This window comes from Aneurinibacillus soli (assembly GCF_002355375.1).
Taxonomy (GTDB): Bacteria; Bacillota; Bacilli; order Aneurinibacillales; family Aneurinibacillaceae; genus Aneurinibacillus; species Aneurinibacillus soli.
On sequence record NZ_AP017312.1, the window covers coordinates 1,430,321 to 1,450,062 of the forward strand.

A 19,742-nucleotide genomic window follows, 5' to 3' on the forward strand; every position below is an offset into this window, starting at 1 on the left:
GAGAAATACCAACTATGAAAGAAGCACGATCATTGCTGATATGGAATCGGGTGCGCCAGGAATGTAGTCGAATTGAAGAGAAGCTCGCATTACTTAAGGCGGAAGAACGAGAGCTTATGGAACGGAGACGGGCTGCTGAGCAGAAAATCACGTCTATCGGGACACCTTCGGATGACGATATTGATGGCAAAATCAATCTTGCGTTGGCACAGCAGGAACTATGGCTTGTGAACAAAGATGAAGAGCGTTTTTTTGAGCGCCGTTTCACCGAAGAATCCAGTCTTAGGGAAAAGAAGAGGGAGAAGGAGGCGGAAGCAAAACGCTATAAAGCAGCGCTTTCCGCAGATACACTCGCGTTGTATCACCGTGTTATCGATCTCATCCCGGATAATCCGGTTGTAGAAGTGCGCCGTCGTTCTTGCATGGGGTGCTATCTGCCTCTGTCTGCTGCACAGATGGAAGAGTGGGAACGCGGGCGGCGTTTGATTGTATGCGGGGAATGTGGGCGTATTCTTGTCTAGTATATAGGATGGAATCAAACGGAAAACATTTTTTCGTGCAAAAAGGCTGATATCTTTTTGCGGCGTGTTATAATGGCGGTACTATGCTTCATATAAATGCACTGTGAATATATAAGAAATAAGCATAAATTTTTTACGAGAAAAGAGGAGTCGCCTTGCTTTTAACAAGTCATTTAGACCATCGTTTGGAAAAAAAGTTCAAAGAGCTGTATGAGACCCATCTAGAGCGTTCGAGAGCGATCGACTGGAGCTACCATGAGTTTTTGCCGTGGGATCAGGGCCAAGATTTCAAACGCGTTCCATATGAACCGGGACAGGGTAACCTGACAGAGAGCTTGCGCATTGCTGTCGAAACGGCACTGCTGACCGAAGTGAATCTGCCGTGGTTTACTAGCTACCTGAACGAAACGTTTCGCGGTTCATTCAGCGTAATGCACGATTTTATCCATACATGGACAGCAGAGGAAGATCAGCACTCCAGTCTGTTAGAGACGTATTTACTGCTGACGCGCAATGGCGACCCGCGTAGCATTCATGACCTGCGCAAGCAGACCGTCGAACACGGCTGGGTTGGACATTTTACAACACCGTTGGAGACGCTTGCATATACAACCTTGCAGGAGCTAGCTACAATGGTATTCTACAATAACGTAGCCCGTGTAGCGCGAGAAGAGGACCCGATTCTGTCGACACTTCTGCGCCGCCTGTCTAAAGATGAGGTGCTGCACTATGCGTTTTATCGTGATGCAGTAAAAGCGCATCTTGAAGTAGACGAGAATTACGTATACCATCTTGCCGGGGTTATGATTAACTTCACAATGCCAGGCGCTGTAATGCCAGATTACGATGGGCGGATGAATGTCATTGCCAAGGAAGCATATGGCCCGATTGAATATTTTGATCAGGTTTATGAAGTGCTGATGGATTACTGGGGGATTGAATCACTCCGTCCAAGTGCGCCGGAAGCAGAAGAAGCACGTCAGCGCATCATCGTCCATTATGGTCGCTTAAAACGAGTCTGCACCCGTCTGCGTGCCGCAAAACAAAAAAATCGCTAAGTAAACAACATGTTGTACAAGCCCGGAAGCGATTCCGGGCTTTTGTGTAGGGAAAAAAGGGGGGGGAAGAAATGAATAATGAGATGACCGCTATTGTTGAGAAGATGCGAGAGTTCCGGTTGGATGCAGGGATTACACTCCAGGAGATTGAGCAGGGAACGGGCATCTCGATTCAGCGTTTGAAGCGGATTGAGAAGGGGGCAAGCCCGCTTACGGTAGAAGAAATGGAAGAACTTCTTTCATTTTATCAACTGGACGCGAATGAAGTGCTCTCTTATGGAAGTTTGCAGGCGCAGAAAGTGCAGAAGCAGAGTCGCCTGACAAAAGGAGTGATCTGGGCTGCAATTCTTGTAGTAGCAGGATATGGAGGCTATCAAGGATATCAAGTATTTACAGCAGGGAAAGCGGCGGTAGCTGTGACAGATGCCGTTCCTGCTGTAGCAAAAGAAGAGAAAGTAAACGATCTGTTATCTTCTCAAAAAAGTGTGGCGAAACCAACTGCTGAGTCGAAAAAAGCAGCTGCTATCAAAGCGCAGCCTGCTCTTTTCAGGCTGGCTGTCTCGGGTGACACCGCATATCGTAGTGCTTCGGTTCGTCCGGTAGCGGGGACAGACTTTCATCTGATCCCGGTATACGGATTTACGCCAGGTGGTGACATTCCAGCTTGGCTTACACAGACAGCGAAGAATGGGGCAGCGGGCATTGATATAGCGAATAGTGATGTGTTGGCGGGAAAAGCACGCGAGCAGGTGACAGCAGAAGTAAAACGGCTGCGCAGTCAGAACATCCCGGTACTTGGATTTGGCACGCAGGCAGAAGCATTTGCACCGTATATTCGTGAAAAAAATGGAACGAAATATGGCATGCTTGCCTTCTCGCGCATTGTTCCTTCCGTGGATTGGAAAGCAGAGGCAGGACAAGCGGGGGTAGCGGATGCGTATGGTACGCACATTTTGGATGATATTCGCCGTGCCAAAAAGCAGGCAGACGTAGTTGTCGTCAACATGTTCTGGGGAGCATCGGATAGTACGACGCCTGAGCGCTACCAGAAAGACATGGCGCAGGAGCTTATTGATGCTGGGGCGGACGTCATTATTGGACATCGGGCGCAGTCTGTGCAGCCATATGAAGTATATAAAGGAAAATACGTGTTTTATAATATTGGTTCTCAGCAGCTGGAGCTTGGATTCGACGGTAAAACGCTAAAGGAAGCAGCCTTAGTAAATGGCTCCAATAAAAAAATAATTGCAATCCAGAAATAAAAGATAATTTATAAAATAAAATACATTGCTCTTTATGTATAAACTTTGTATAATTATCACTACATACTAATAATTATACTGTTCGTAAAGGGGAATTTATCATGAAGATGTGGAAGAGAGCGAGTATTTCGTTCCTCATTGTTGCAATGGGAGCACTGACTGCTGCATGCGGGAAAACAGAAGAAGCAAAGCCTGCTGCTGATAGCAAAAAAATTGTGGCGGTAACACATGCCCAGTTCCCGCCGTTTGAGTATATGAGTCCGGATGGCAAGCCGGAGGGCTTTGATGTCGATGTCATCAAGGCGATTGGAAAAGAAGTTGGGCTTGATGTTGATGTACAGGATGCAAGCTTTGATGGGGCACAAGAGCAAGTGAAAAGTGGAAAAGCCCAGATTGCGATTGCTGCGATTACGATTAACGACAAGCGTAAGAAACAATACGCTTTCTCTGATCCGTATTTTGAAGCGAAACAGCTGATTATGGTTCCAGAAGGTTCGCCTGTAAAATCGTTAAAAGATGTGAAAGACAAGCGTGTAGGGGTTCAACTGTCTACAACAGGTGCGCTGATTGCAGAAGGAGTACTCGGCAAAGGCAATGTGAATTTGAAGCAGTTTGATGACCTTCCGTCTGCGATGGATGATTTGTACAACAAGCGGATTGATGTCGTGATTGGTGATAATGTTCCCATGTTGACGCAGATGAAAAAGACAAACAAACCAGGTTTTATAACCATTGAGGATCCATCGATGCCGAAGGAAAACTATGGAATCATGATGAATCAGAACGACAAAGCATTTGTTGCCAAAATCAACGAAGGTCTGAAAAAGATCAAACAAAACGGCACATATAGTGAACTGTACAAAAAATACTTTGGGCAAAAATAAGCTGGAAATAGAGAGAATCCACGGATTCTCTTTTTTTATTCCCAAATTCCTGCTATTCCTGCTACAATAAAGAATGTCCTATACAGGTAAAGGAGATTGACTTTGACGATGAGAAAAAAATGGACAATGGCGGCGACCGCGCTGTTTGTCTCGGTCAGCTTGTTAACGACCGGATGCAACACACGGGTCATCGAGCATGAGAACCAGGCGTTAAAAACGGAACTCGATACAGTTAAGAAACAATTGGATACTACACGCCAGCAAGTAAAAACGGCGGAAGATGCAAAATCGAAAATGGAAAGAGTGGCAGCACTTACGAAAAGCCCGGATGTAGACGAAACAACGCTACCGCAGCTTGCCTACATTCAGGCAGAGGCAGCGCAAACGGCATTTTATGGTGTATATGGCACGGGGATGCCGCAGGCCGCATCGGATGTAGACTCTGTGCGAAAGCTCGTACTCAAGCAGTATCGTAACATGCTTGCTCCGATTGCAGTGGACGATTTCATTAATAGTGAGTCCAAACGTTTGCAGAGCGCCTGGACAAGCCGAGCAGCGGCGGCTCCACTACAGGATCGCCTAAAGCAGGTATCGTTGAAGGAGAAACAGGACAAATCTGCTGTAGTCGAAGCAATCGTAACGCGAACCCCGCTTTCGGCTACTTCGACTCCAGCTCCGACAGGCGATGTATTAATGACGATTATGATGGAAAAAACCGAATATGGATGGAAGCTGAGCTCTATGCAGATAGGTCCGGTTCCGCCGGTTCAGCCTGCTGAAATGCCTGCTGATCCAACACAAAATAAAAACTCTTGAACCATCAGGCTCAAGAGTTTTTTTCGTGAATAACTAGCTGGATACTGAAATCGCTGGAAATAAAATCGAGGGTGCACCGAACTGGCTGTGGCCGCTTGGCATGGAGAACTCGAAGTCAGTTGCTTTTACTGCGGGCTGGCTAAACAGGTCAAAGAAATTGTGGGCGATCGTAATGTCTTTGACCGGAGAGGCGAGCTGGCCGTTCTCAATTCGGTACCCTTGTGCTGCAAGTGAGAAATCGCCGGAGATCGCATTTGTGCCAGAATGAAGGCCCTGTACGTCCGTAATGTAGAGGCCGCTGCCCATATCCGCAAACAGTGCTGCTAACTCCTGTGTGCCATTCGGAATTTGTAAGCGGTGTGGTGCGATTTGTACGGTGCCCTTGTAGCTGCGCAGCCCGTGTGCAGTCGGTGTCTGCTTCATCTCAGCTGCCGTTTTCAGGCTATGCAGGTAACTCTCGATCACACCGTCACGCACGAGATGAAGCGTACGGGTATCGACTCCTTCGTCGTCAAACAGGATGCGCTCATGGCCGGAATAAGGATCGTCAAGCAGATCGAGTGAGCCGAACAGTTTCTCCCCGAGCATGCCTTCTAAGCGCGATGTACCCTGTAGGACGTTGCGTGCTGAGAAAATACTGCTATATACACCAAGTAGCGAGCAGATGATGCGTCGGTCGAGCACAACCGGGTATGATCCAGTTGGTACGGCCTTGCCGCCGAGCTTGCGGCGTGCTTTGCCTGCTGCTTCTTCAATGAGTGAATCAAGCGATACATGCCGCAAGTCTCCGATGTAGTAGGAACTGTCGGTTTCTACATCATCACCGCGTTTTACGATGACAGACAAATATGCCATGCTATAGTTGGAACGGTACGACTTGTTTAGCCCGTACGTATTGGCAATACGGCGCATGCCGTCCCCCGAGCTGATCATCGCATAGCTGACATCTGATACGTCAGCGGCCTGTCGCGCTCTGCTCTCAAGTTCGAGGGCCAGTGCGATTTTCTCTTCTTCTGTTATGTCAGGCTGGCTATCATGCCAGCTACCTTCCTGCTTTTCTGCGAGAAGAGGTTCCCGTTCATGAATAAGAGATGCGTTATCTTTGACCATATCAAGCAGCGCTTCTGCTTCAGATGGATGAACGCGCTCCGTATACGCATAGCCGGTTCCGCTCTGATACGTGCCGCGCACACCGATGCCCGCTGTATTGGTCTTTTTGTACGATTCGATTTTGCCTTCGTACGCTTGAACGCTGAAGTTTGTCGATTCACTCGTTAGAGCTTCGAGTTCGGTAATATGTTTTTTCTGAGCAAGTGCAAATAATTGTTCGATCATTGGCTACCTCCTACTGTCAGCTGAGATACGCGCAGAGCCGGCTGACCAACGTTTACCGGGATGGAGCCGCTAACGGAGCCACACATGCCCTGGCCTGGCAGGAAGTTATCGCCGACCATATCGACATCGTACATCGTCTGACGCCCATTTCCGATCAGGGTGGCCCCTTTAACCGGATAGGTCAGCTGACCGTTCTCAATCATATAGCCTTCAAGCACTGCGAAGTTAAAATCACCTGTTGTCGTATTCACGCTGCCGCCGCCCATCGTTTTGGCGTACAGGCCGTGTGCAGTCGATGTGATCATATCCGCGAGCTTATCTGAACCGGGTAGAATATACGTATTGGTCATACGGGATGTCGGAGCGTAGCGGTACGATTGACGACGTGCCGAGCCAGTTGGCGCCATATTCATCCGGCGTCCGTTCAATTTATCCACAAGATACCCCTTGAGAACACCTTTCTCGATCAGTACATTGCGGTGGCTGTGTGTGCCTTCGTCGTCGACATGGAGGGAGCCCCATTCATTCGTGATCGTGCCGTCGTCTACCGCTGAGATTTTCGAGCTGACGACCTGCTGGCCTAGTTTGCCTGCATAAGGACCTTTGCCTTTGGCAACCGCTGTTGCTTCCATACCGTGTCCGCACGCTTCATGAAAAATAACGCCACCAAAACCATTGTCGATTACAACAGGCATTTTACCGCCTGGACAAGGTTTGGCTTCCAGCATACGAACGGCGATGTCTGCCGCATCTTCGGCGAGAGCACGCAAGTCGATTTCGTTATAGAATTCAAATCCCTTCTGGGCGCCGGGCGCAATATAGCCGCGCTGCTTCTGGTTATCTTCTGTCGCAATAGCCTCGATAAACAGACGAGTACGGACGCGTTTATCTTCGGCCCATAATCCTTCTGAATTGGCGATCAGGATATTTTGTGTTTCATCAAAATAGCGTGCCTGCACTTGCGTAATCGCGGTGTGATACGCCATCGCATGGTGGCTGACTTCCGCGAGCACGTCTCGCTTGCGATAAATCGAAACAACGCGCGGATCAATGAGCGCGATATGACGGGGCACGATGAGTTCTTTGTGGAACGTGATTGTGCGATTCGCCTGTGTTCCCTGTTTCGCAGCTAGAGACAGGCGGCGTGCTGTATCAATCAGGTGAGCTTCGTCTTCATTGCTTGTATATGTGTACAAGTAGTCAAGGCCATGAAAAATCCGAATTCCAATGCCAAAATCTTGGCCGGAGCGGGCTTTTTCTACCTCGCCTTTTACCATTGAGATGTTTTGCTCGATTCGATTCTCGACAAAAACTTCTGCAAAATCTCCTCCGTGCGAAAGCGCGGCCTGCAGAACGCGCTCCACAGTGATTGGTGTTAGCATGGCGACTCTCCCCTTTCTGTGCGAATATACTGGTAGTATTCTTATTTTATGATATGAAAAGGTTTTACGGAAGGATTTGTCGGAGGATGTATTACGTCTATATCGTACAATGTTGTGACGGAACGCTGTATACGGGTTCCACGAATGATGTATGCGCCCGCCTGCGTAAGCATAATGAAGGCAAAGGGGCAAAGTACACGCGTGGTCGCACCCCGGTAGTACCGGTGTATGTAGAAGAGTTGCCGGATAAAAGTGCGGCGCTTAAGCGCGAATGCGAATTGAAAAAATATTCACGAAAACAGAAAGAAAAATTGATTGCAGCCCATACAGAAAATGCGGTTATTTTTGGGGGAAACGAGCATCTTAAGTACGGGGGTGATACAAATGGCTAAACGTTCTAAAGCAAACACAAACGTAGATCAGGTGCGCCAGCAAAATGCAGCTTCCCAAATGGGAAACTCCGACACTGAGTTCGCAAGCGAAACAGATGTGCAGGCAGTGCGTCAGGCGAACCAGCAGTCTGCTGCGAAAGTGCAGCAGAACAATCAGCAGAGCAACCAGAACAATCAGTTCTAGGTTCTGCATTACAGCAGAGACTCCGGGAATCCGGGGTCTTTTCTTTTTTTGAAATCGGCATCGCGTGGTGGTGGGAGTAGAGAAGAGAGAAGCCGTTCGCTTGGTACGCTTTGCAAGGATGTGTAGACGGGCCGCTTCAGGAGCCCGGCGAACTCGCCCGCAAAAGAGGACCCGCGATGTTATTTCACGGAAGGATTGCGGGCAAAGGCTCGTTCGCCGCTCTCCTTCCGCTGGGTGGAAAGCGTACAGGCGCTCTCTTGCTTCTCTCTTCTCTCCTCCCAACAAAGCTGGGATTTAAAAAAGTAAAATCCAACATGTAGAGAGAAGATATGCTTTTCTATAGGCAGAGGTTATAACGATGATAATATCTATATATTTGGATTATGGTGCATCTTCTATTATGATGGATGAAGACAGTGAAATGGTTCTATTTCATATAGCGGAGGGGTAGCGGGTGGAAAATAGACGAGAGAATGTTATGACGAAATTTGATGAAATAGCGAGCAAGTATGATGAACAGCGAAAAAAGCTGATTCCGTGCTTTGATGATTTTTATAGCATTGCAGTCTCTGTTGCCAAAGCAGCAAACGATTCTCCGAATATCCTGGATGTAGGGGCGGGTACAGGGCTTCTTTCTGCTTTTATATTGGAGAAGTATCCGCAAGCAAACGTAACGCTTATTGATATTTCCGAAAAAATGCTAGAAGTAGCAAAGGTTCGATTTGAGAAGTATCAAAATGTGACATACATTGTAGATGATTATACGAAGCATGATTTTACTGAAAAGTTTGACGTAGTAATTTCCTCTCTTTCCATTCATCATTTAACAGGGATAGAAAAGAAGGGTTTATACGAGCGTATTTTCTCTTGGTTGAAAGCAGACGGAGTGTTCGTAAATGCGGATCAGGTTCTGGGCAGTACCCCGTATATTGATGAGCTTTACAAAACGGATTGGAAGCAAAAAGTGGAGAGCAGCGGGATGGATAGACACGAAATTATATCCACTTATGAAAGGACGAAACTGGATAAAATGTCAACGCTGAACGAGCAGCTGGATTGGCTAAAAGAAGCTGGATTTTCGGATGCGGATTGTGTGTATAAGTATTTTAACTTTGTGGTTTTATACGGAAGGAAATTAGCCGACTGATAAGGAGCAAAGAATAGGATGCCTATAACGTCATTAGTCATAATTGGTTTTTTGGCAGTGGTTGTAAGCACGATAGCATTGCTGATTAGAAATCCATTTGCAAAGAAAGTAACGACCAGTAAAATGGCTGAAAAGCTAAAGGGGACAGATTGGTTTCAAAGTCACTGGAAAGCCGGATTATTTTTGTTCGGTATAAATGCCGGCCTTTTTTTCGGCACAGGTTTCCTGCTTCTTAATTACCGGTTTTGCGGCTGGGGATAAAACAGACAATTTGTAGCTACTGACAGGGAGTATGAGTAAATAATCTTTAAAACATTCTTGACTGAGCAGGTTGGCTGATATAAAATAAATCTTGTCGCTGAAATTAAAAAACAGCATAAAGGGAGTATAGCCAAGTGGTAAGGCAAAGGTCTGCAAAACCTTTATTCCCCGGTTCAAATCCGGGTACTCCCTCCATACAGCCTGCGGTCGTGGTGGAATTGGCAGACACGCTATCTTGAGGGGGTAGTGATCTATGATCGTGCGAGTTCGAGTCTCGCCGACCGCATCCTGATCTAGTATCCGACACAACATCAATCATAAAATGGACTCATAGCTCAGTTGGTTAGAGCGCTACGTTGACATCGTAGAGGTCGCTGGTTCGAATCCAGTTGAGTCCACCATATTGTTTTAAGCAAACAGGATTTTTTAAATTGAAGAATTTTTAATCTGCGGTCGTGGTGGAATTGGCAGACACGCTATCTTGAGGGGGTAGTGATCTATGATCGTGCGAGTTCGAGTCTCGCCGACCGCATCCTGATTTAGTATCTGACACAACATCAACCATAAAACGGACTCATAGCTCAGTTGGTTAGAGCGCTACGTTGACATCGTAGAGGTCGTTGGTTCGAATCCAATTGAGTCCATCATACACATGAACGTAAACAAAAGAGCCTACTCGCGGAGTGGGCTCTTTTGTTTTTGTGTGCTAAATGTATGAAATCATCGATTCCTATTAGCACAAGAGTGTTTATTTTAAATACCATTTAATCGCATTCTTATATAAAACTTTTTCGGCTTGTTCTTCTCCAAGAGTGTTGTAAATCAGTTCAATATCAGAATGATTATACGGTCTCTTTGCTCTCGTTGATGGTAAGTCCGTCCCAAACATTAAAGCATCTGGATTTACCGAATAAATTGAACGGATAGCCTGTTCTACATGAAGTTCAACCCTACCAAAGCCCGTCGCTTTAACTCTAACCCCTTTATCTACTAAAGATAGAAGATGTTTAAATCCTTCTTTTGATAAACCCAAATGGTCTATCGAAACAGCAGGAAGAGTGTTCAATGTTGATGCAATTTCAGGTAAAGAATTGGAGTCAATATATAATTCTGCGTGCCAGCCTACTAACTCATACACCCTTCTTGCAAAGTAGTCTAAACGAGAAATATCTTCTGAACCTCCTCGCTTGACATTAAAACGAATTGCTCTGACACCATAGTTATCAAGTTTTATGATTTCTTCATCTGATGTATCATGAGGCAATTGAGTTACACCAACAAAATTCGTACCGAGTTTTTGTAGTGAATCAATCAAATAAGATTGGTCAAATCCTTGAAACGAGCCAGATACTATTGCACCCCCTTTACTATGTAACTCCTGCACATTATTTAGATAGTCTTGGCAGGTAAAAGTATTCGGTAAAAATCCTTGATTTTCGATTAAAGGAAAACGGGGGTCAATGATATGTAAATGAGTATCAAATATTGTACGCATAAAACCACCCTTTCTTCTTTTCTTTCAAGGCAATCAATCATATAAAAAGATAGCTACTGTATGGATTCTGTTTCTTCAAAATGAAACTGCGGCGGTTTATGTCGGAATGCTTTCGTCATATAAACCAGATACAATAATCCGAGCGTACTCCACGCGAGACCGAGCATAACGGATTTGGCATCTAGATGTGCCCAGATAAAACCGATGAAGCTGATCCCGATTAAAGGCAGAACCATATAGTTTAGCATGGCTTTCCATCCACGTTCTTTGCGGCGTACCATATAGTGCACGATAACGGATAGATTGACAAACGTAAACGCCGTCAGCGCGCCAAAATTAATAAATGATGTAGCGGTAATCAAGTCCAGGCACAGTGCGGTTAGCGATGTCAGAGCGATGAGGACTACGTTATACACGGGTACACCAAGGCGCGGATGCACATAGCCGAAGATGCGTTCTGGTAGCACTCGATCACGTCCCATTGCATACAGCAGACGGGATGCGCTTACACTTGATGCGATACCGGATGCAAGTGTTGAAGTAAGAGCTGCTGCAAGAAATACGGCCTGGAACAGCGTGCCGCCAATTGTTAATGCGATTTCGGGAGATGCAGCTTCTGGATCATGAAACACGGAAATATCCGGGAACAACAGCTGGGTAAAATACGAGACAGTCGTAAACAGCATACCACCGATTAGCGCGGCGAGAAATATAGCACGCGGAATGGTTTGACGCGGATTAGGTGTTTCTTCCGACAGCGTGGTAACGGCATCAAATCCAAGAAAAGCAAAGCAGAGAATGGATGCGCCTGACAGAAGAGCTGCTGCTTGCATATCCGGTGCATAAAATGGATGCATCGAGAAGAGGTTCTCCCCTTTGCCAAGCAGGCCGCGAATGGCCAGCGTAGCGAATAAAATACAGACAAGAAACTGGAACAAAACAAGAATGGCGTTAATTGATACTGTGATCGTCACGCGAGACAGATTCACAAGCAAAAGTACAGCGATGAATCCCACAATCCATATCCAGCCCGGTACGTTTGGGAATGCGGCGGATAGATAAATTTTGGTCAGCAGGGCATTAATCATCGGCAGAAATATATAGTCAAGCAGTGCTGCCCAGCCGACCAGAAATCCGAGGTATGGATGCATGGTTTTCTGTGTATATGTATAAGCTGATCCCGCACTTGGATATACTCGCACCATCTTGCCATAGCTTGCTGCTGTAAATAAGATCGCGGCGAGTGTCAGCACATACGCCATAGGCACATGCCCGCCCGTCTCTTCTGAAACAATACCGTATGTATCGAAAACAGCCATTGGTGCCATGTAGCCAAGGCCGATGAATACGATATGCCATAATTTTAATGATTTTTGTAAATGATGATTCTTTTCTTCCAACCGTATATTCTCCCTTCAAAAAAACGTTTTGCAAAGGATAAGTGTACCATAAAAGCCGAGCATTTTTATGCCCGGCTTTGCAAATTTATACTTCTATTCCGATATGTGCGGACACGTATTATACATCCGACTCAACGGTTCTTCCTGGATAAAACATGTGTTCTTCACTGCGCGGGACGAGCTTGCCAGAGATATGGACAGGCGTGAGCCGATAGACGAGTGTTGGACTGCCCATACTGGAACGGTACCCGTCCACATGAGCGGAAGCGAGCGCATTATTGTAGTAACCCGGCACATATTTATCCAGCATCGCCTGCATGGCGGCGGTTGCTTCTGTTAGGTCTATGACACGCTCCGGGCATCCGAACACCATTACACTACGATAAGCGGTGCCTGTATGAGCGGGAACCGGATGCGTAATCGTGCCCCAATCTTCGACAACAGTAAAGCAGAGCGTACTTGTGTTGGTGTTCAGTGTTTCATATTTGCGGCCACCCTGACTGCCGTGAAAATAAATATGGCCGTTATACCAGGTGAAGTTAAGCGGGACGACGTATGTACCGTTCTCGTCTTGCAGACCGAGAAAGCCAGTGCGGGAAGTAGTAAGGCAGGCATCAATCTGGGCTGTGTCTTGCAGGTCTTTTTGCGAGCGACGCATTGGTGGCATAGTAGATGAGTGCGGGTGTTTCATATGAATTCCTCCTCGAATGATAGGTTGTAGAGGGTGTATTGTTCTGCTAGTGTGAATATACCAGAACAATGCACACAAATTTTTACGAGTATAAAGAGGAGGAAGAGTGTTGTCAATCCCGTATTTTCAGCTACATCGAAGAAGTTCTGTTCCGCTGGCAGAACAAATAGCAGAACAATTGCTGCGGGCCATTCGCACCCGACGGCTTACGGCGGGCCAGTCACTTCCGTCTGTACGTGAACTGGCAGCAAGTCTTAGTGTGAGTATGGAAACTGCGCAGAAAGCATATCGAATTCTCAAAGATGATGGCTGGATTGAGAGTCGTCCGCGCCACGGTACAGTCGTATCTCATGCACTGCCGAATTCACTTGTTATGCTGTCTCCGAAGCGTGTAGAAACACGTGGCAGCTTGATGGAACAGGTCCGGGCATATCGGCATGCATCCGGGCTGATTCCGGTCTCTGGCGTTTCGTTTCCCCCTGCGGATACAGCATTTATGCGCGCTTGGAAGCAGTCGATGGCCGATGTGTTTGCCTGCACATTTGTCCGGGAAGAAGGGGAACCGTTCGGGATTATTGAACTTCGGGAACGAATTCAAGGATTGGTTGCCGGGCGTGGCATGTGGGCGGATACAGAGGCAATCTGTATGGTGAATGGGACGCAGCAGGCACTCTGGCTACTCGCGGATCAATTCATAAAGCCTGGTGATGTGATTGGGGTGCCGGAGATGTGCTATCTGCCGGCGCGTGATGTGTTTCGTGACCGGGGTGCACGTGTTGTGCCGATTCCGCTCGGACGGGAAGGCATTGATGTTACGCGACTGGAAGATGTGTGCCGAAGAGAGAAGCTGAGTATGCTATATGCCATGCCGAATGCGCATTTTCCGACGGGTCTATCATGGTCGCAAACCGTAAAACAAAAGGTGCTTGCACTGGCATCAGCGTACGGATTCTCGATCCTTGAAGATGAGTATTTTGGTGAGCTGTACTTTACCCCGCTGCCGCCGCCGACGTTGTACAGTCTGGCGCAGGAAGAGTATGCGAAAGTTGATGTATTTTACATAAGTTCATTCAGCACGATGATTCATCCGAATTTGCGTCTCGGATATATGATTGCTCCGGAAAAGTATGTATCGCGCATTCGCCAGGCCAAATATTTACTCGATGGAACGACATCCGTTATGGCACAGCAGGCGTTGCTTCTAGCGTGGGAGCGAGCTGATTTTACAGGTTATGTGGAGCGGCTGCGAACTACGCTCAGGCAGGCGCGGGATGGTGCGATCGCAAGTATGCACCGCTGGATGCCGGATGGCTATCAATTTGAAGTCCCGATGATGGGCACGTGTACTTGGGTGTATGCACCGCCCGAATTTGACAGTCTGCGCTTTTTTGAACGCTGCTTGGCGCGCGGGGTGTATGTCCGTCCGGGTGATGCATTCGCGGTGGAAGATCCGATGCCGGGTTTTCAAGTGAAATTCGGCGCAGTGGAGCCACGTATGCTGGAGGAAGGGCTGCGCCGGATCGGGGAAGTACTGGCGCTTCAATAATTGGATTGTATTTTACTGGCAGATGTACTATGGTAAAAACAGATCAGTAGCACAAGAGGGGGAGAACGAGATGGAAGGAAAGCTGTATACAGACGTATGCCGTATACTCGGCATAACGTATCCGGTTTTACTAGCTGGAATGGCAGGCGGACCGACTACGCCCGAACTGGTGGCCGCTGTCTCAAAAGCAGGCGGGCTGGGCGCGTTTGGAGCGGCGTATATGGAACCAGAAGCGATTCGTCAGGCGATCAGGCGGGTGCGCGAGTTGACGGATCAGCCATTCGCTGTCAACTTGTTCGCGGTAGATCTTACGGATGACACGACGCACGTACGTGAGATGCAGACTGTTCTTGATCCGTTGCGGGAGCAGCTTGGGATTGAACCGGGAGTACAAACTGTGCGGACGGCTGACCGATTTGCCGAGCAGTTGAATGTACTGTTTGAGGAGCACGTTCCGGTAATAAGTACAGCGTTTGGTTTGCTTTCGGCAGAAGCGATGCAGCGAGCACATGATGCTGGGATCAAAGTGATTGCGATGGCAACGACGGTAAAGGAAGCGATGGCAGCAGAAAAACACGGGGTCCATATCGTGGTGGCACAGGGCAGCGACGCAGGCGGACACCGGGGGACATGGGATAATAAAGCGCATCCGATGGGGGCAAATGTCGGTACATTTCCGCTTGTGCCGCAAATGGTAGATGCAGTTCGCATCCCGGTCGTGGCGGCAGGCGGCATTATGGATGGGCGCGGACTGGCGGCAGCGCTTGTGCTTGGTGCATCTGGCGTACAGTTGGGCACACGCTTCTTGACCGCCGCTGAATCCGGTGCCCATCCTGCCTATCAGCGGGCGCTGCTCAGTAGTACGGAAGAAGATACTGTCATCACCCGCGCGTTTTCCGGTCGTCCGGCACGAGGCGTTCGCAATGCATTCATTGAGCATGTAGAATCATCTGGTATAGAACCGCTTCCATTTCCAACTCAAAATACGGTGACAGGCGATATTCGACGCGCAGCGGCGGCGCAAAATAATGAACAGTACATGTCGCTTTGGGCCGGGCAGGCGACCCGAATGCTTACTGACCAGGAAGAAGCAGGTTCTATTCTGGCGCAGATTGTGACAGCAGCGGGTAAGCTACTCGAAAAATAAAAACTTCTTATAAAATGGTCAGTTCGAAAATAATGACAACCAGCATGTAAAGAATCATTATGATATTGAGATACAGGAACAGGTGCTGGCTTCTGACAACATGCCAGAAACGGCGTTTTGGGCGGCGGGCGGCTTCTGCGAAAGCTGCCTTTTTTTGTTGAGCGGTATGTCTTGCATTCGCATCACCAGGCTGTCGCATCAGCAGTGCGAGATCAAGCGCACGCCGATAGTAAAGCTCAGCGCGTTCTATATCACCATCTTGTTCGGCCTGTCTGGCGAGTGCATAAAGAAACTCGGGACCGGTGTATTGCATAGGATCAGACTGTTGTACCGGAGGGAGAGGATTGCGGTTGCCGGACATGGCAGTTCACCTCCTATAAAGGGTACAGTAAGCTTCGTACCTTATACTTTATATGTATGCGAATAGGATTGCTTGCTACTGTGCAAAAATTGCCTATCTTTTAAAAAAGATAGAAATAAGAGGAAAAAGAGTGGACAAATCCCCCCGATAAATGATACATTTTTCTTGAAAAGTAAACGGATATTAAAGTTCAGGTGCCGGGGTCCTACCTCGGCTTAAAAGGGAAGTCCGGTGTAAATCCGGCGCGGTCCCGCCACTGTAACTGCCGAGTTCTTTCGCATAATGTCACTGTTCCGTACCGGGATGGGAAGACGCGAGGGCGCGATGAAGCAGGAGTCAGGAGACCTGCCTGTCTTTTTGTATCGCCATTTGGTTTCTTCGGGGGTGAGAAGCACAGGCATGGGCCGGTTTTTGTACAACCGGACATAGGAACAGTAAACAGCCACCCTTTTATGTAGGGCGGTTTTTTTATTGTCTATTTTGGTTGAAAAATGCATACGATTAAAAAATAAAATTTCTTTTTAATTGACGAATATTTCTGCTAAAGTTACAATTTAAAACGTAATGTTTACGATTTATAATAAGAAGGTGATTACTATGACAACTTGGAATCTGGCAGGTACACAGCATCATCTGTTGATTTGTAACGGGGGAAGCTGCATGCAGGCAGGAGGAGAGGACGTAACACAGGCGATCCGAAGTGAGATTGCCGCACATAGCGCTGATGCTTTGATTCATACGACACGCACACGTTGTAATGGACGGTGTGGGGATGCATGTGTCGTCATTTCGTATCCAACTGGCCGCTGGTATAAAGACATGACTCCGGAGATGGGGCGTGCTCTCGTGCGTGAGCATCTTGGAGAAGCAAAGACAGACCTACATAACCAAATCATATATACGTATTCAGACAGAAATGGCTTCGTACCGGGAGAAGATGTTACCGTAGGACGTCGTAAATCATAAAGGAGTGGAAAGAGATGAGAAAAAAACAATGGGGGTCAGGGCTGCTGGCTGTCGCTGGATTTCTGCTGTACTTGCTAATTAATGAACCGCAGACGGCATATGGCATGCATATTATGGAAGGATTTCTTCCGGTGAAATGGGCAGTTTTCTGGTGGGTCGTATTCGTGCCGTTTTTTGTGCTTGGCCTGCGCTCGATCAGACGGATTACAAAGGAACGTCCGGAAGCAAAGCTGATGCTTGGTCTGGCAGGGGCATTCACATTCGTATTATCTGCGCTTAAAATTCCTTCGGTTACAGGCAGTAGCTCGCATCCGACAGGAACAGGGTTTGGTGCGATCGTGTTCGGCCCGCTTGTCATGAGTGTGCTTGGCGCGCTCGTATTGTTATTTCAGGCTCTTCTTCTGGCACATGGTGGATTGACGACGCTTGGGGCGAATGCGATGTCCATGGCAGTTATCGGTCCGTTCGTTGCATACGGTATATATCGTGTGGTTATGAAAGCGAATGGAAGTCAAAAAATCGCGATTTTTCTGGCGGCAGCACTTGGGGATCTGGCAACGTATGTTGTGACATCCCTACAACTGGCGTTGGCGTTTCCGGCGGCAAGTGGTGGTGTTGCGGCATCATTTATGAAGTTTGCGGGGATTTTTGCGATTACACAAATTCCGCTGGCGATTAGTGAAGGGTTACTGACGGTGCTTGTCTGGAACTGGCTTCAGTCGTATAACCGCACGGAACTGGAAGAGATTCAGTCGTTGCAAAAACGGGGGGCATAATGATGAAGAAATGGACGAATTGGCTGCTGGTGATCGGTGTGGTGTTATTGGCAGTTATTCCGCTGCTTCTTGTGAAAAATTCGGAGTTTGGCGGGGCAGATGGTGTAGCAGAGGAAGCGATCAGCGAAGTCGCACCGAATTATACGCCGTGGTTTGCACCGCTTGCACAACCGCCGGGCGGCGAGACGGAAAGCTTGTTGTTTGCTGTTCAAGCAGCACTTGGTGCTGGTGTGGTCGGGTATGGAATCGGCTTCTACCGGGGCCGAAGTGAGCAGAAGAAAAAGGGTGAACGGGATGCAGCTTGATGCGTATGCGTATGGCAATCACTTGCGCATGCTACCACCTGCGTATAAAACCGGGTTTGCGATGGGCATATTGTCCATCGCTTTTCTTTCGCATGTGTCGGTTCAGCTGATGATTTTCGGCTGGATGAGCATCTGGATCGTAAGGTATGCCGGAATTCCGTCACGATTGTACATACGTTTGATTGGATTGGCTTTTGTATTTGTTGTACTCAGTCTTCCGGCCTTGCTGGTGGAAGTAACGCATGACAAGTATGTGCCTGTTACAAATGTTGCTTGTGGTTTTGTGGTTGCGGATTGGTATCTTTATATAAGTAAAAACGGGTTGGATCAGGCAGGGAGATTAGCAGCTCGTGCGCTGGCCGCTATTTCCTGCCTGTACTTTTTGATGCTTACTGTGCCGTTCAATGAGCTGTTGCATGTGCTGCGCCGACTGCGCATACCCGAAATTATACTGGAATTGATGTTGGTAATGTACCGCTTTATTTTTGTTCTGCTCGACGTAGCTGCGAATATCCGAGTAGCGCAGTTATCACGTGGTGGGCATAATGGATTTCGGAATACAATGCAGGATATGGGCAGGCTTTTTGTACAAGTTTTTGCTTGTGCCATGGAGAAGCAGCGTAAGCTTGCCATTGGGCTTGCCGCGCGTGGATTCGATGGGACGATTCGGGTGTATCAGGTCCGGGATTATAAGATGTCCTCACGCTATAGCGCAGAAGCGATAATTGGGATACTGGTGTTAATCGGGATGGAATGGTTAATAAGGAGTGGCTTGTAATGCGGATGATACTGGAGTTTGAAGATGTGAGGTATACATATCCGGGAGGTGGGAGCGAAGCGCTCTGCGGGCTTACGATTCAGATACCGGAAGGGAAGAAGTGTGTGCTGCTTGGACATAATGGATGCGGGAAATCGACACTTTTTCTGCATGGAAACGGGATTTATCGGCCGGATACGGGGCGTGTACGCTGGCGTGGGCAGGCGCTGTCGTACAAGCGACGGGACTTGCTTGAGTTGCGCCGTCAAGTTGGCATCGTATTTCAGGACCCGGAGCAGCAGGTAGTGGCGAGTACGGTATTAGAGGATATCTCGTATGGCATGTGCAACCTTGGCGTGCCAGAAGACGAGATGAAGGAGCGGATTGAAGCCGTGCTGGAGCGCTTCTCTCTGCGTGAGTTCGCTGAGCGTCCGATTCATCAGCTCAGTCTCGGGCAGAAAAAGCGGGTCGCGCTGGCGGGTGTAATGGTGCTTGCGCCTGCGCTTTTGCTGCTGGATGAACCGACTGCTTATCTTGATCGGCTGCATACGGAGCGTCTGCTGGCTGAGTTGGACGAGATTCACCGTGCCGGCACGACGGTGTTGATGGCGACGCATGATCTGGATGTAGCGTATGCATGGGCGGACTGGATTTTTGTGATGAATAAAGGGCAGCTTGTGTGTGCAGGTACGCCAGATGAGGTATTTCGCGACCGAGACAGGCTTATGAGCTGGCAGCTTGGTCAGCCGCAACTGTATGAAGTGTGGCAGGAAGTGGCTCCGCTTATACAGGATGAACAGAGCATGGCACCACGCACAGTGGCGCAGATGATAGAGCGGATACGGAAAATAGGGAAGAAAATATAGAAGCGATCAGAGGACAGAGGCTGTTCCAAAGCCAGAATATGGCGAATGGGGCGGTCTCTTTTTTGTAGAATCGATAACGTTTGGTGGGGAGGGAGTGGGAGAAGGGAGGAGCCGTTCGTTTCGGTACGCTTGCAGGGAAGCGATGACTGTCCGCTCCGGGAGCCCGGCAAACTCGCCCGCCAAGAAACAT

The 19,742-nt window shown here is 48.2% G+C and carries 22 protein-coding genes, 5 tRNA genes and 1 riboswitch; of the genes, 21 read left to right on the forward strand and 6 right to left on the reverse strand.

Going from position 1 to position 19,742, the window contains the following annotated elements; all coding sequences use genetic code 11:
• The first annotated feature begins 14 nt into the window (after positions 1-14).
• The 5 genes from CB4_RS07190 (at position 15) to CB4_RS07210 (ending at position 4,541) form a co-directional block, all read left to right on the forward strand.
• Positions 15-521, forward strand: coding sequence for a hypothetical protein (locus CB4_RS07190; RefSeq protein WP_096464489.1), 507 nt, complete (start codon positions 15-17; stop codon positions 519-521).
• A gap of 155 nt (positions 522-676) precedes the next feature.
• Positions 677-1,579 carry an acyl-ACP desaturase gene (locus CB4_RS07195; protein ID WP_096464491.1) on the forward strand — a complete coding sequence of 301 codons (903 nt, stop codon included), beginning with the start codon at positions 677-679 and terminating at the stop codon, positions 1,577-1,579.
• 71 nt (positions 1,580-1,650) lie between these two features.
• Entirely contained in the window at positions 1,651-2,841 is a 1,191-nt protein-coding gene (locus CB4_RS07200) for a CapA family protein (RefSeq protein WP_096464493.1), read from the forward strand.
• Between the two features lie 101 nt (positions 2,842-2,942).
• Positions 2,943-3,725 carry a transporter substrate-binding domain-containing protein gene (locus CB4_RS07205; RefSeq protein WP_096464495.1) on the forward strand — a complete coding sequence of 261 codons (783 nt, stop codon included), beginning with the start codon at positions 2,943-2,945 and terminating at the stop codon, positions 3,723-3,725.
• Positions 3,726-3,833: 108 nt separating this feature from the next.
• Positions 3,834-4,541, forward strand: coding sequence for a hypothetical protein (locus CB4_RS07210; RefSeq protein WP_096464497.1), 708 nt, complete (start codon positions 3,834-3,836; stop codon positions 4,539-4,541).
• A 33-nt stretch (positions 4,542-4,574) separates the two neighbouring features.
• Here CB4_RS07210 and CB4_RS07215 read toward each other — a convergent pair whose 3' ends face one another.
• Both CB4_RS07215 and CB4_RS07220 read right to left on the reverse strand, forming a co-directional pair.
• The gene (locus CB4_RS07215) at positions 4,575-5,876 is read right to left on the reverse strand and encodes a TldD/PmbA family protein (RefSeq protein ID WP_096464499.1); all 1,302 of its coding nucleotides are present in this window, start codon (positions 5,874-5,876) and stop codon (positions 4,575-4,577) included.
• Positions 5,873-7,258: a TldD/PmbA family protein gene (locus CB4_RS07220; protein WP_096464501.1), complete on the reverse strand. Its 1,386-nt coding sequence runs from the start codon at positions 7,256-7,258 to the stop codon at positions 5,873-5,875. The genes CB4_RS07215 and CB4_RS07220 overlap by 4 nt, the downstream gene beginning before the upstream one ends.
• A gap of 86 nt (positions 7,259-7,344) precedes the next feature.
• On the opposite strand from CB4_RS07220, the gene CB4_RS07225 reads away from it, so the two are divergent.
• The 9 genes from CB4_RS07225 (at position 7,345) to CB4_RS07265 (ending at position 9,886) form a co-directional block, all read left to right on the forward strand.
• Positions 7,345-7,650, forward strand: coding sequence for a GIY-YIG nuclease family protein (locus CB4_RS07225; RefSeq protein WP_096464503.1), 306 nt, complete (start codon positions 7,345-7,347; stop codon positions 7,648-7,650).
• A complete protein-coding gene (locus tag CB4_RS07230; protein ID WP_096464505.1) occupies positions 7,643-7,834 on the forward strand; it encodes a gamma-type small acid-soluble spore protein in 192 nt (63 codons plus the stop codon). Before CB4_RS07225 ends, CB4_RS07230 begins: the two co-directional genes overlap by 8 nt.
• A 454-nt stretch (positions 7,835-8,288) precedes the next feature.
• A complete protein-coding gene (locus CB4_RS07235; protein WP_231956179.1) occupies positions 8,289-8,981 on the forward strand; it encodes a class I SAM-dependent methyltransferase in 693 nt (230 codons plus the stop codon).
• An 18-nt stretch (positions 8,982-8,999) separates the two neighbouring features.
• A complete protein-coding gene (locus CB4_RS07240) occupies positions 9,000-9,242 on the forward strand; it encodes a hypothetical protein (protein ID WP_096464507.1) in 243 nt (80 codons plus the stop codon).
• A gap of 120 nt (positions 9,243-9,362) precedes the next feature.
• A tRNA-Cys gene (locus tag CB4_RS07245) sits at positions 9,363-9,437 on the forward strand.
• A gap of 8 nt (positions 9,438-9,445) precedes the next feature.
• Positions 9,446-9,528: transfer RNA gene (locus CB4_RS07250), tRNA-Leu, on the forward strand.
• Between the two features lie 38 nt (positions 9,529-9,566).
• A tRNA-Val gene (locus tag CB4_RS07255) sits at positions 9,567-9,643 on the forward strand.
• A gap of 48 nt (positions 9,644-9,691) precedes the next feature.
• Positions 9,692-9,774, forward strand: a tRNA-Leu gene (locus tag CB4_RS07260).
• 38 nt (positions 9,775-9,812) lie between these two features.
• Positions 9,813-9,886 (forward strand) — tRNA-Val (locus CB4_RS07265).
• 104 nt (positions 9,887-9,990) lie between these two features.
• On the opposite strand, the gene CB4_RS07270 is transcribed toward CB4_RS07265, so the two are convergent.
• From CB4_RS07270 to CB4_RS07280, 3 genes are all read right to left on the reverse strand, one after another.
• Positions 9,991-10,737, reverse strand: coding sequence for an amidohydrolase family protein (locus tag CB4_RS07270; protein WP_096464509.1), 747 nt, complete (start codon positions 10,735-10,737; stop codon positions 9,991-9,993).
• Positions 10,738-10,790: 53 nt separating this feature from the next.
• On the reverse strand, positions 10,791-12,137 hold the full coding sequence (locus CB4_RS07275) for an APC family permease (protein ID WP_231956180.1): 1,347 nt from the start codon (positions 12,135-12,137) through the stop codon (positions 10,791-10,793).
• 118 nt (positions 12,138-12,255) lie between these two features.
• Entirely contained in the window at positions 12,256-12,828 is a 573-nt protein-coding gene (locus tag CB4_RS07280) for a pyridoxamine 5'-phosphate oxidase family protein (RefSeq protein WP_373681365.1), read from the reverse strand.
• A 109-nt stretch (positions 12,829-12,937) separates the two neighbouring features.
• On the opposite strand from CB4_RS07280, the gene CB4_RS07285 reads away from it, so the two are divergent.
• Positions 12,938-14,374, forward strand: coding sequence for an aminotransferase-like domain-containing protein (locus tag CB4_RS07285; protein ID WP_172890827.1), 1,437 nt, complete (start codon positions 12,938-12,940; stop codon positions 14,372-14,374).
• A gap of 70 nt (positions 14,375-14,444) precedes the next feature.
• Entirely contained in the window at positions 14,445-15,521 is a 1,077-nt protein-coding gene (locus CB4_RS07290) for an NAD(P)H-dependent flavin oxidoreductase (RefSeq protein ID WP_096464513.1), read from the forward strand.
• A gap of 7 nt (positions 15,522-15,528) precedes the next feature.
• Here CB4_RS07290 and CB4_RS07295 read toward each other — a convergent pair whose 3' ends face one another.
• Positions 15,529-15,882 carry a hypothetical protein gene (locus CB4_RS07295; RefSeq protein ID WP_096464515.1) on the reverse strand — a complete coding sequence of 118 codons (354 nt, stop codon included), beginning with the start codon at positions 15,880-15,882 and terminating at the stop codon, positions 15,529-15,531.
• A 175-nt stretch (positions 15,883-16,057) separates the two neighbouring features.
• Positions 16,058-16,249: riboswitch (cobalamin riboswitch) on the forward strand.
• A 230-nt stretch (positions 16,250-16,479) separates the two neighbouring features.
• Between CB4_RS07295 and CB4_RS07300 the strand changes: the two genes are divergently transcribed.
• Genes CB4_RS07300 through CB4_RS07320 form a run of 5 tightly spaced genes read left to right on the forward strand, consistent with a single transcriptional unit; the run spans position 16,480 to position 19,552 of the window.
• Positions 16,480-16,848, forward strand: coding sequence for a (2Fe-2S) ferredoxin domain-containing protein (locus CB4_RS07300; RefSeq protein ID WP_096464517.1), 369 nt, complete (start codon positions 16,480-16,482; stop codon positions 16,846-16,848).
• A 14-nt stretch (positions 16,849-16,862) separates the two neighbouring features.
• A complete protein-coding gene (locus CB4_RS07305) occupies positions 16,863-17,624 on the forward strand; it encodes an energy-coupling factor ABC transporter permease (RefSeq protein ID WP_096464519.1) in 762 nt (253 codons plus the stop codon).
• A gap of 2 nt (positions 17,625-17,626) precedes the next feature.
• The gene (locus tag CB4_RS07310) at positions 17,627-17,929 is read left to right on the forward strand and encodes an energy-coupling factor ABC transporter substrate-binding protein (RefSeq protein ID WP_096467669.1); all 303 of its coding nucleotides are present in this window, start codon (positions 17,627-17,629) and stop codon (positions 17,927-17,929) included.
• Positions 17,919-18,707 (forward strand): cobalt ECF transporter T component CbiQ, encoded by a 789-nt coding sequence (gene cbiQ, locus CB4_RS07315; protein ID WP_231956245.1) that lies wholly within the window; start codon positions 17,919-17,921, stop codon positions 18,705-18,707. Before CB4_RS07310 ends, cbiQ begins: the two co-directional genes overlap by 11 nt.
• The gene (locus CB4_RS07320; protein WP_096464523.1) at positions 18,707-19,552 is read left to right on the forward strand and encodes an energy-coupling factor ABC transporter ATP-binding protein; all 846 of its coding nucleotides are present in this window, start codon (positions 18,707-18,709) and stop codon (positions 19,550-19,552) included. Before cbiQ ends, CB4_RS07320 begins: the two co-directional genes overlap by 1 nt.
• Positions 19,553-19,742 lie beyond the last annotated feature (190 nt).

Excerpts from the sequence above, each read along its gene's own strand:
- CB4_RS07190 (WP_096464489.1), top strand. The coding sequence starts at position 15 with ATGAAAGAAGCACGATCATTGCTGATATGGAATCGGGTGCGCCAGGAA.
- CB4_RS07200 (WP_096464493.1), top strand. The coding sequence starts at position 1,651 with ATGAATAATGAGATGACCGCTATTGTTGAGAAGATGCGAGAGTTCCGG.
- CB4_RS07205 (WP_096464495.1), top strand. The coding sequence starts at position 2,943 with ATGAAGATGTGGAAGAGAGCGAGTATTTCGTTCCTCATTGTTGCAATG.
- CB4_RS07210 (WP_096464497.1), top strand. The coding sequence starts at position 3,834 with ATGAGAAAAAAATGGACAATGGCGGCGACCGCGCTGTTTGTCTCGGTC.
- CB4_RS07215 (WP_096464499.1), bottom strand. The coding sequence starts at position 5,876 with ATGATCGAACAATTATTTGCACTTGCTCAGAAAAAACATATTACCGAA.
- CB4_RS07220 (WP_096464501.1), bottom strand. The coding sequence starts at position 7,258 with ATGCTAACACCAATCACTGTGGAGCGCGTTCTGCAGGCCGCGCTTTCG.
- CB4_RS07225 (WP_096464503.1), top strand. The coding sequence starts at position 7,345 with ATGTATTACGTCTATATCGTACAATGTTGTGACGGAACGCTGTATACG.
- CB4_RS07230 (WP_096464505.1), top strand. The coding sequence starts at position 7,643 with ATGGCTAAACGTTCTAAAGCAAACACAAACGTAGATCAGGTGCGCCAG.
- CB4_RS07240 (WP_096464507.1), top strand. The coding sequence starts at position 9,000 with ATGCCTATAACGTCATTAGTCATAATTGGTTTTTTGGCAGTGGTTGTA.
- CB4_RS07270 (WP_096464509.1), bottom strand. The coding sequence starts at position 10,737 with ATGCGTACAATATTTGATACTCATTTACATATCATTGACCCCCGTTTT.
- CB4_RS07280 (WP_373681365.1), bottom strand. The coding sequence starts at position 12,828 with ATGAAACACCCGCACTCATCTACTATGCCACCAATGCGTCGCTCGCAA.
- CB4_RS07290 (WP_096464513.1), top strand. The coding sequence starts at position 14,445 with ATGGAAGGAAAGCTGTATACAGACGTATGCCGTATACTCGGCATAACG.
- CB4_RS07295 (WP_096464515.1), bottom strand. The coding sequence starts at position 15,882 with ATGTCCGGCAACCGCAATCCTCTCCCTCCGGTACAACAGTCTGATCCT.
- CB4_RS07300 (WP_096464517.1), top strand. The coding sequence starts at position 16,480 with ATGACAACTTGGAATCTGGCAGGTACACAGCATCATCTGTTGATTTGT.
- CB4_RS07305 (WP_096464519.1), top strand. The coding sequence starts at position 16,863 with ATGAGAAAAAAACAATGGGGGTCAGGGCTGCTGGCTGTCGCTGGATTT.
- CB4_RS07310 (WP_096467669.1), top strand. The coding sequence starts at position 17,627 with ATGAAGAAATGGACGAATTGGCTGCTGGTGATCGGTGTGGTGTTATTG.
- cbiQ (WP_231956245.1), top strand. The coding sequence starts at position 17,919 with ATGCAGCTTGATGCGTATGCGTATGGCAATCACTTGCGCATGCTACCA.
- CB4_RS07320 (WP_096464523.1), top strand. The coding sequence starts at position 18,707 with ATGCGGATGATACTGGAGTTTGAAGATGTGAGGTATACATATCCGGGA.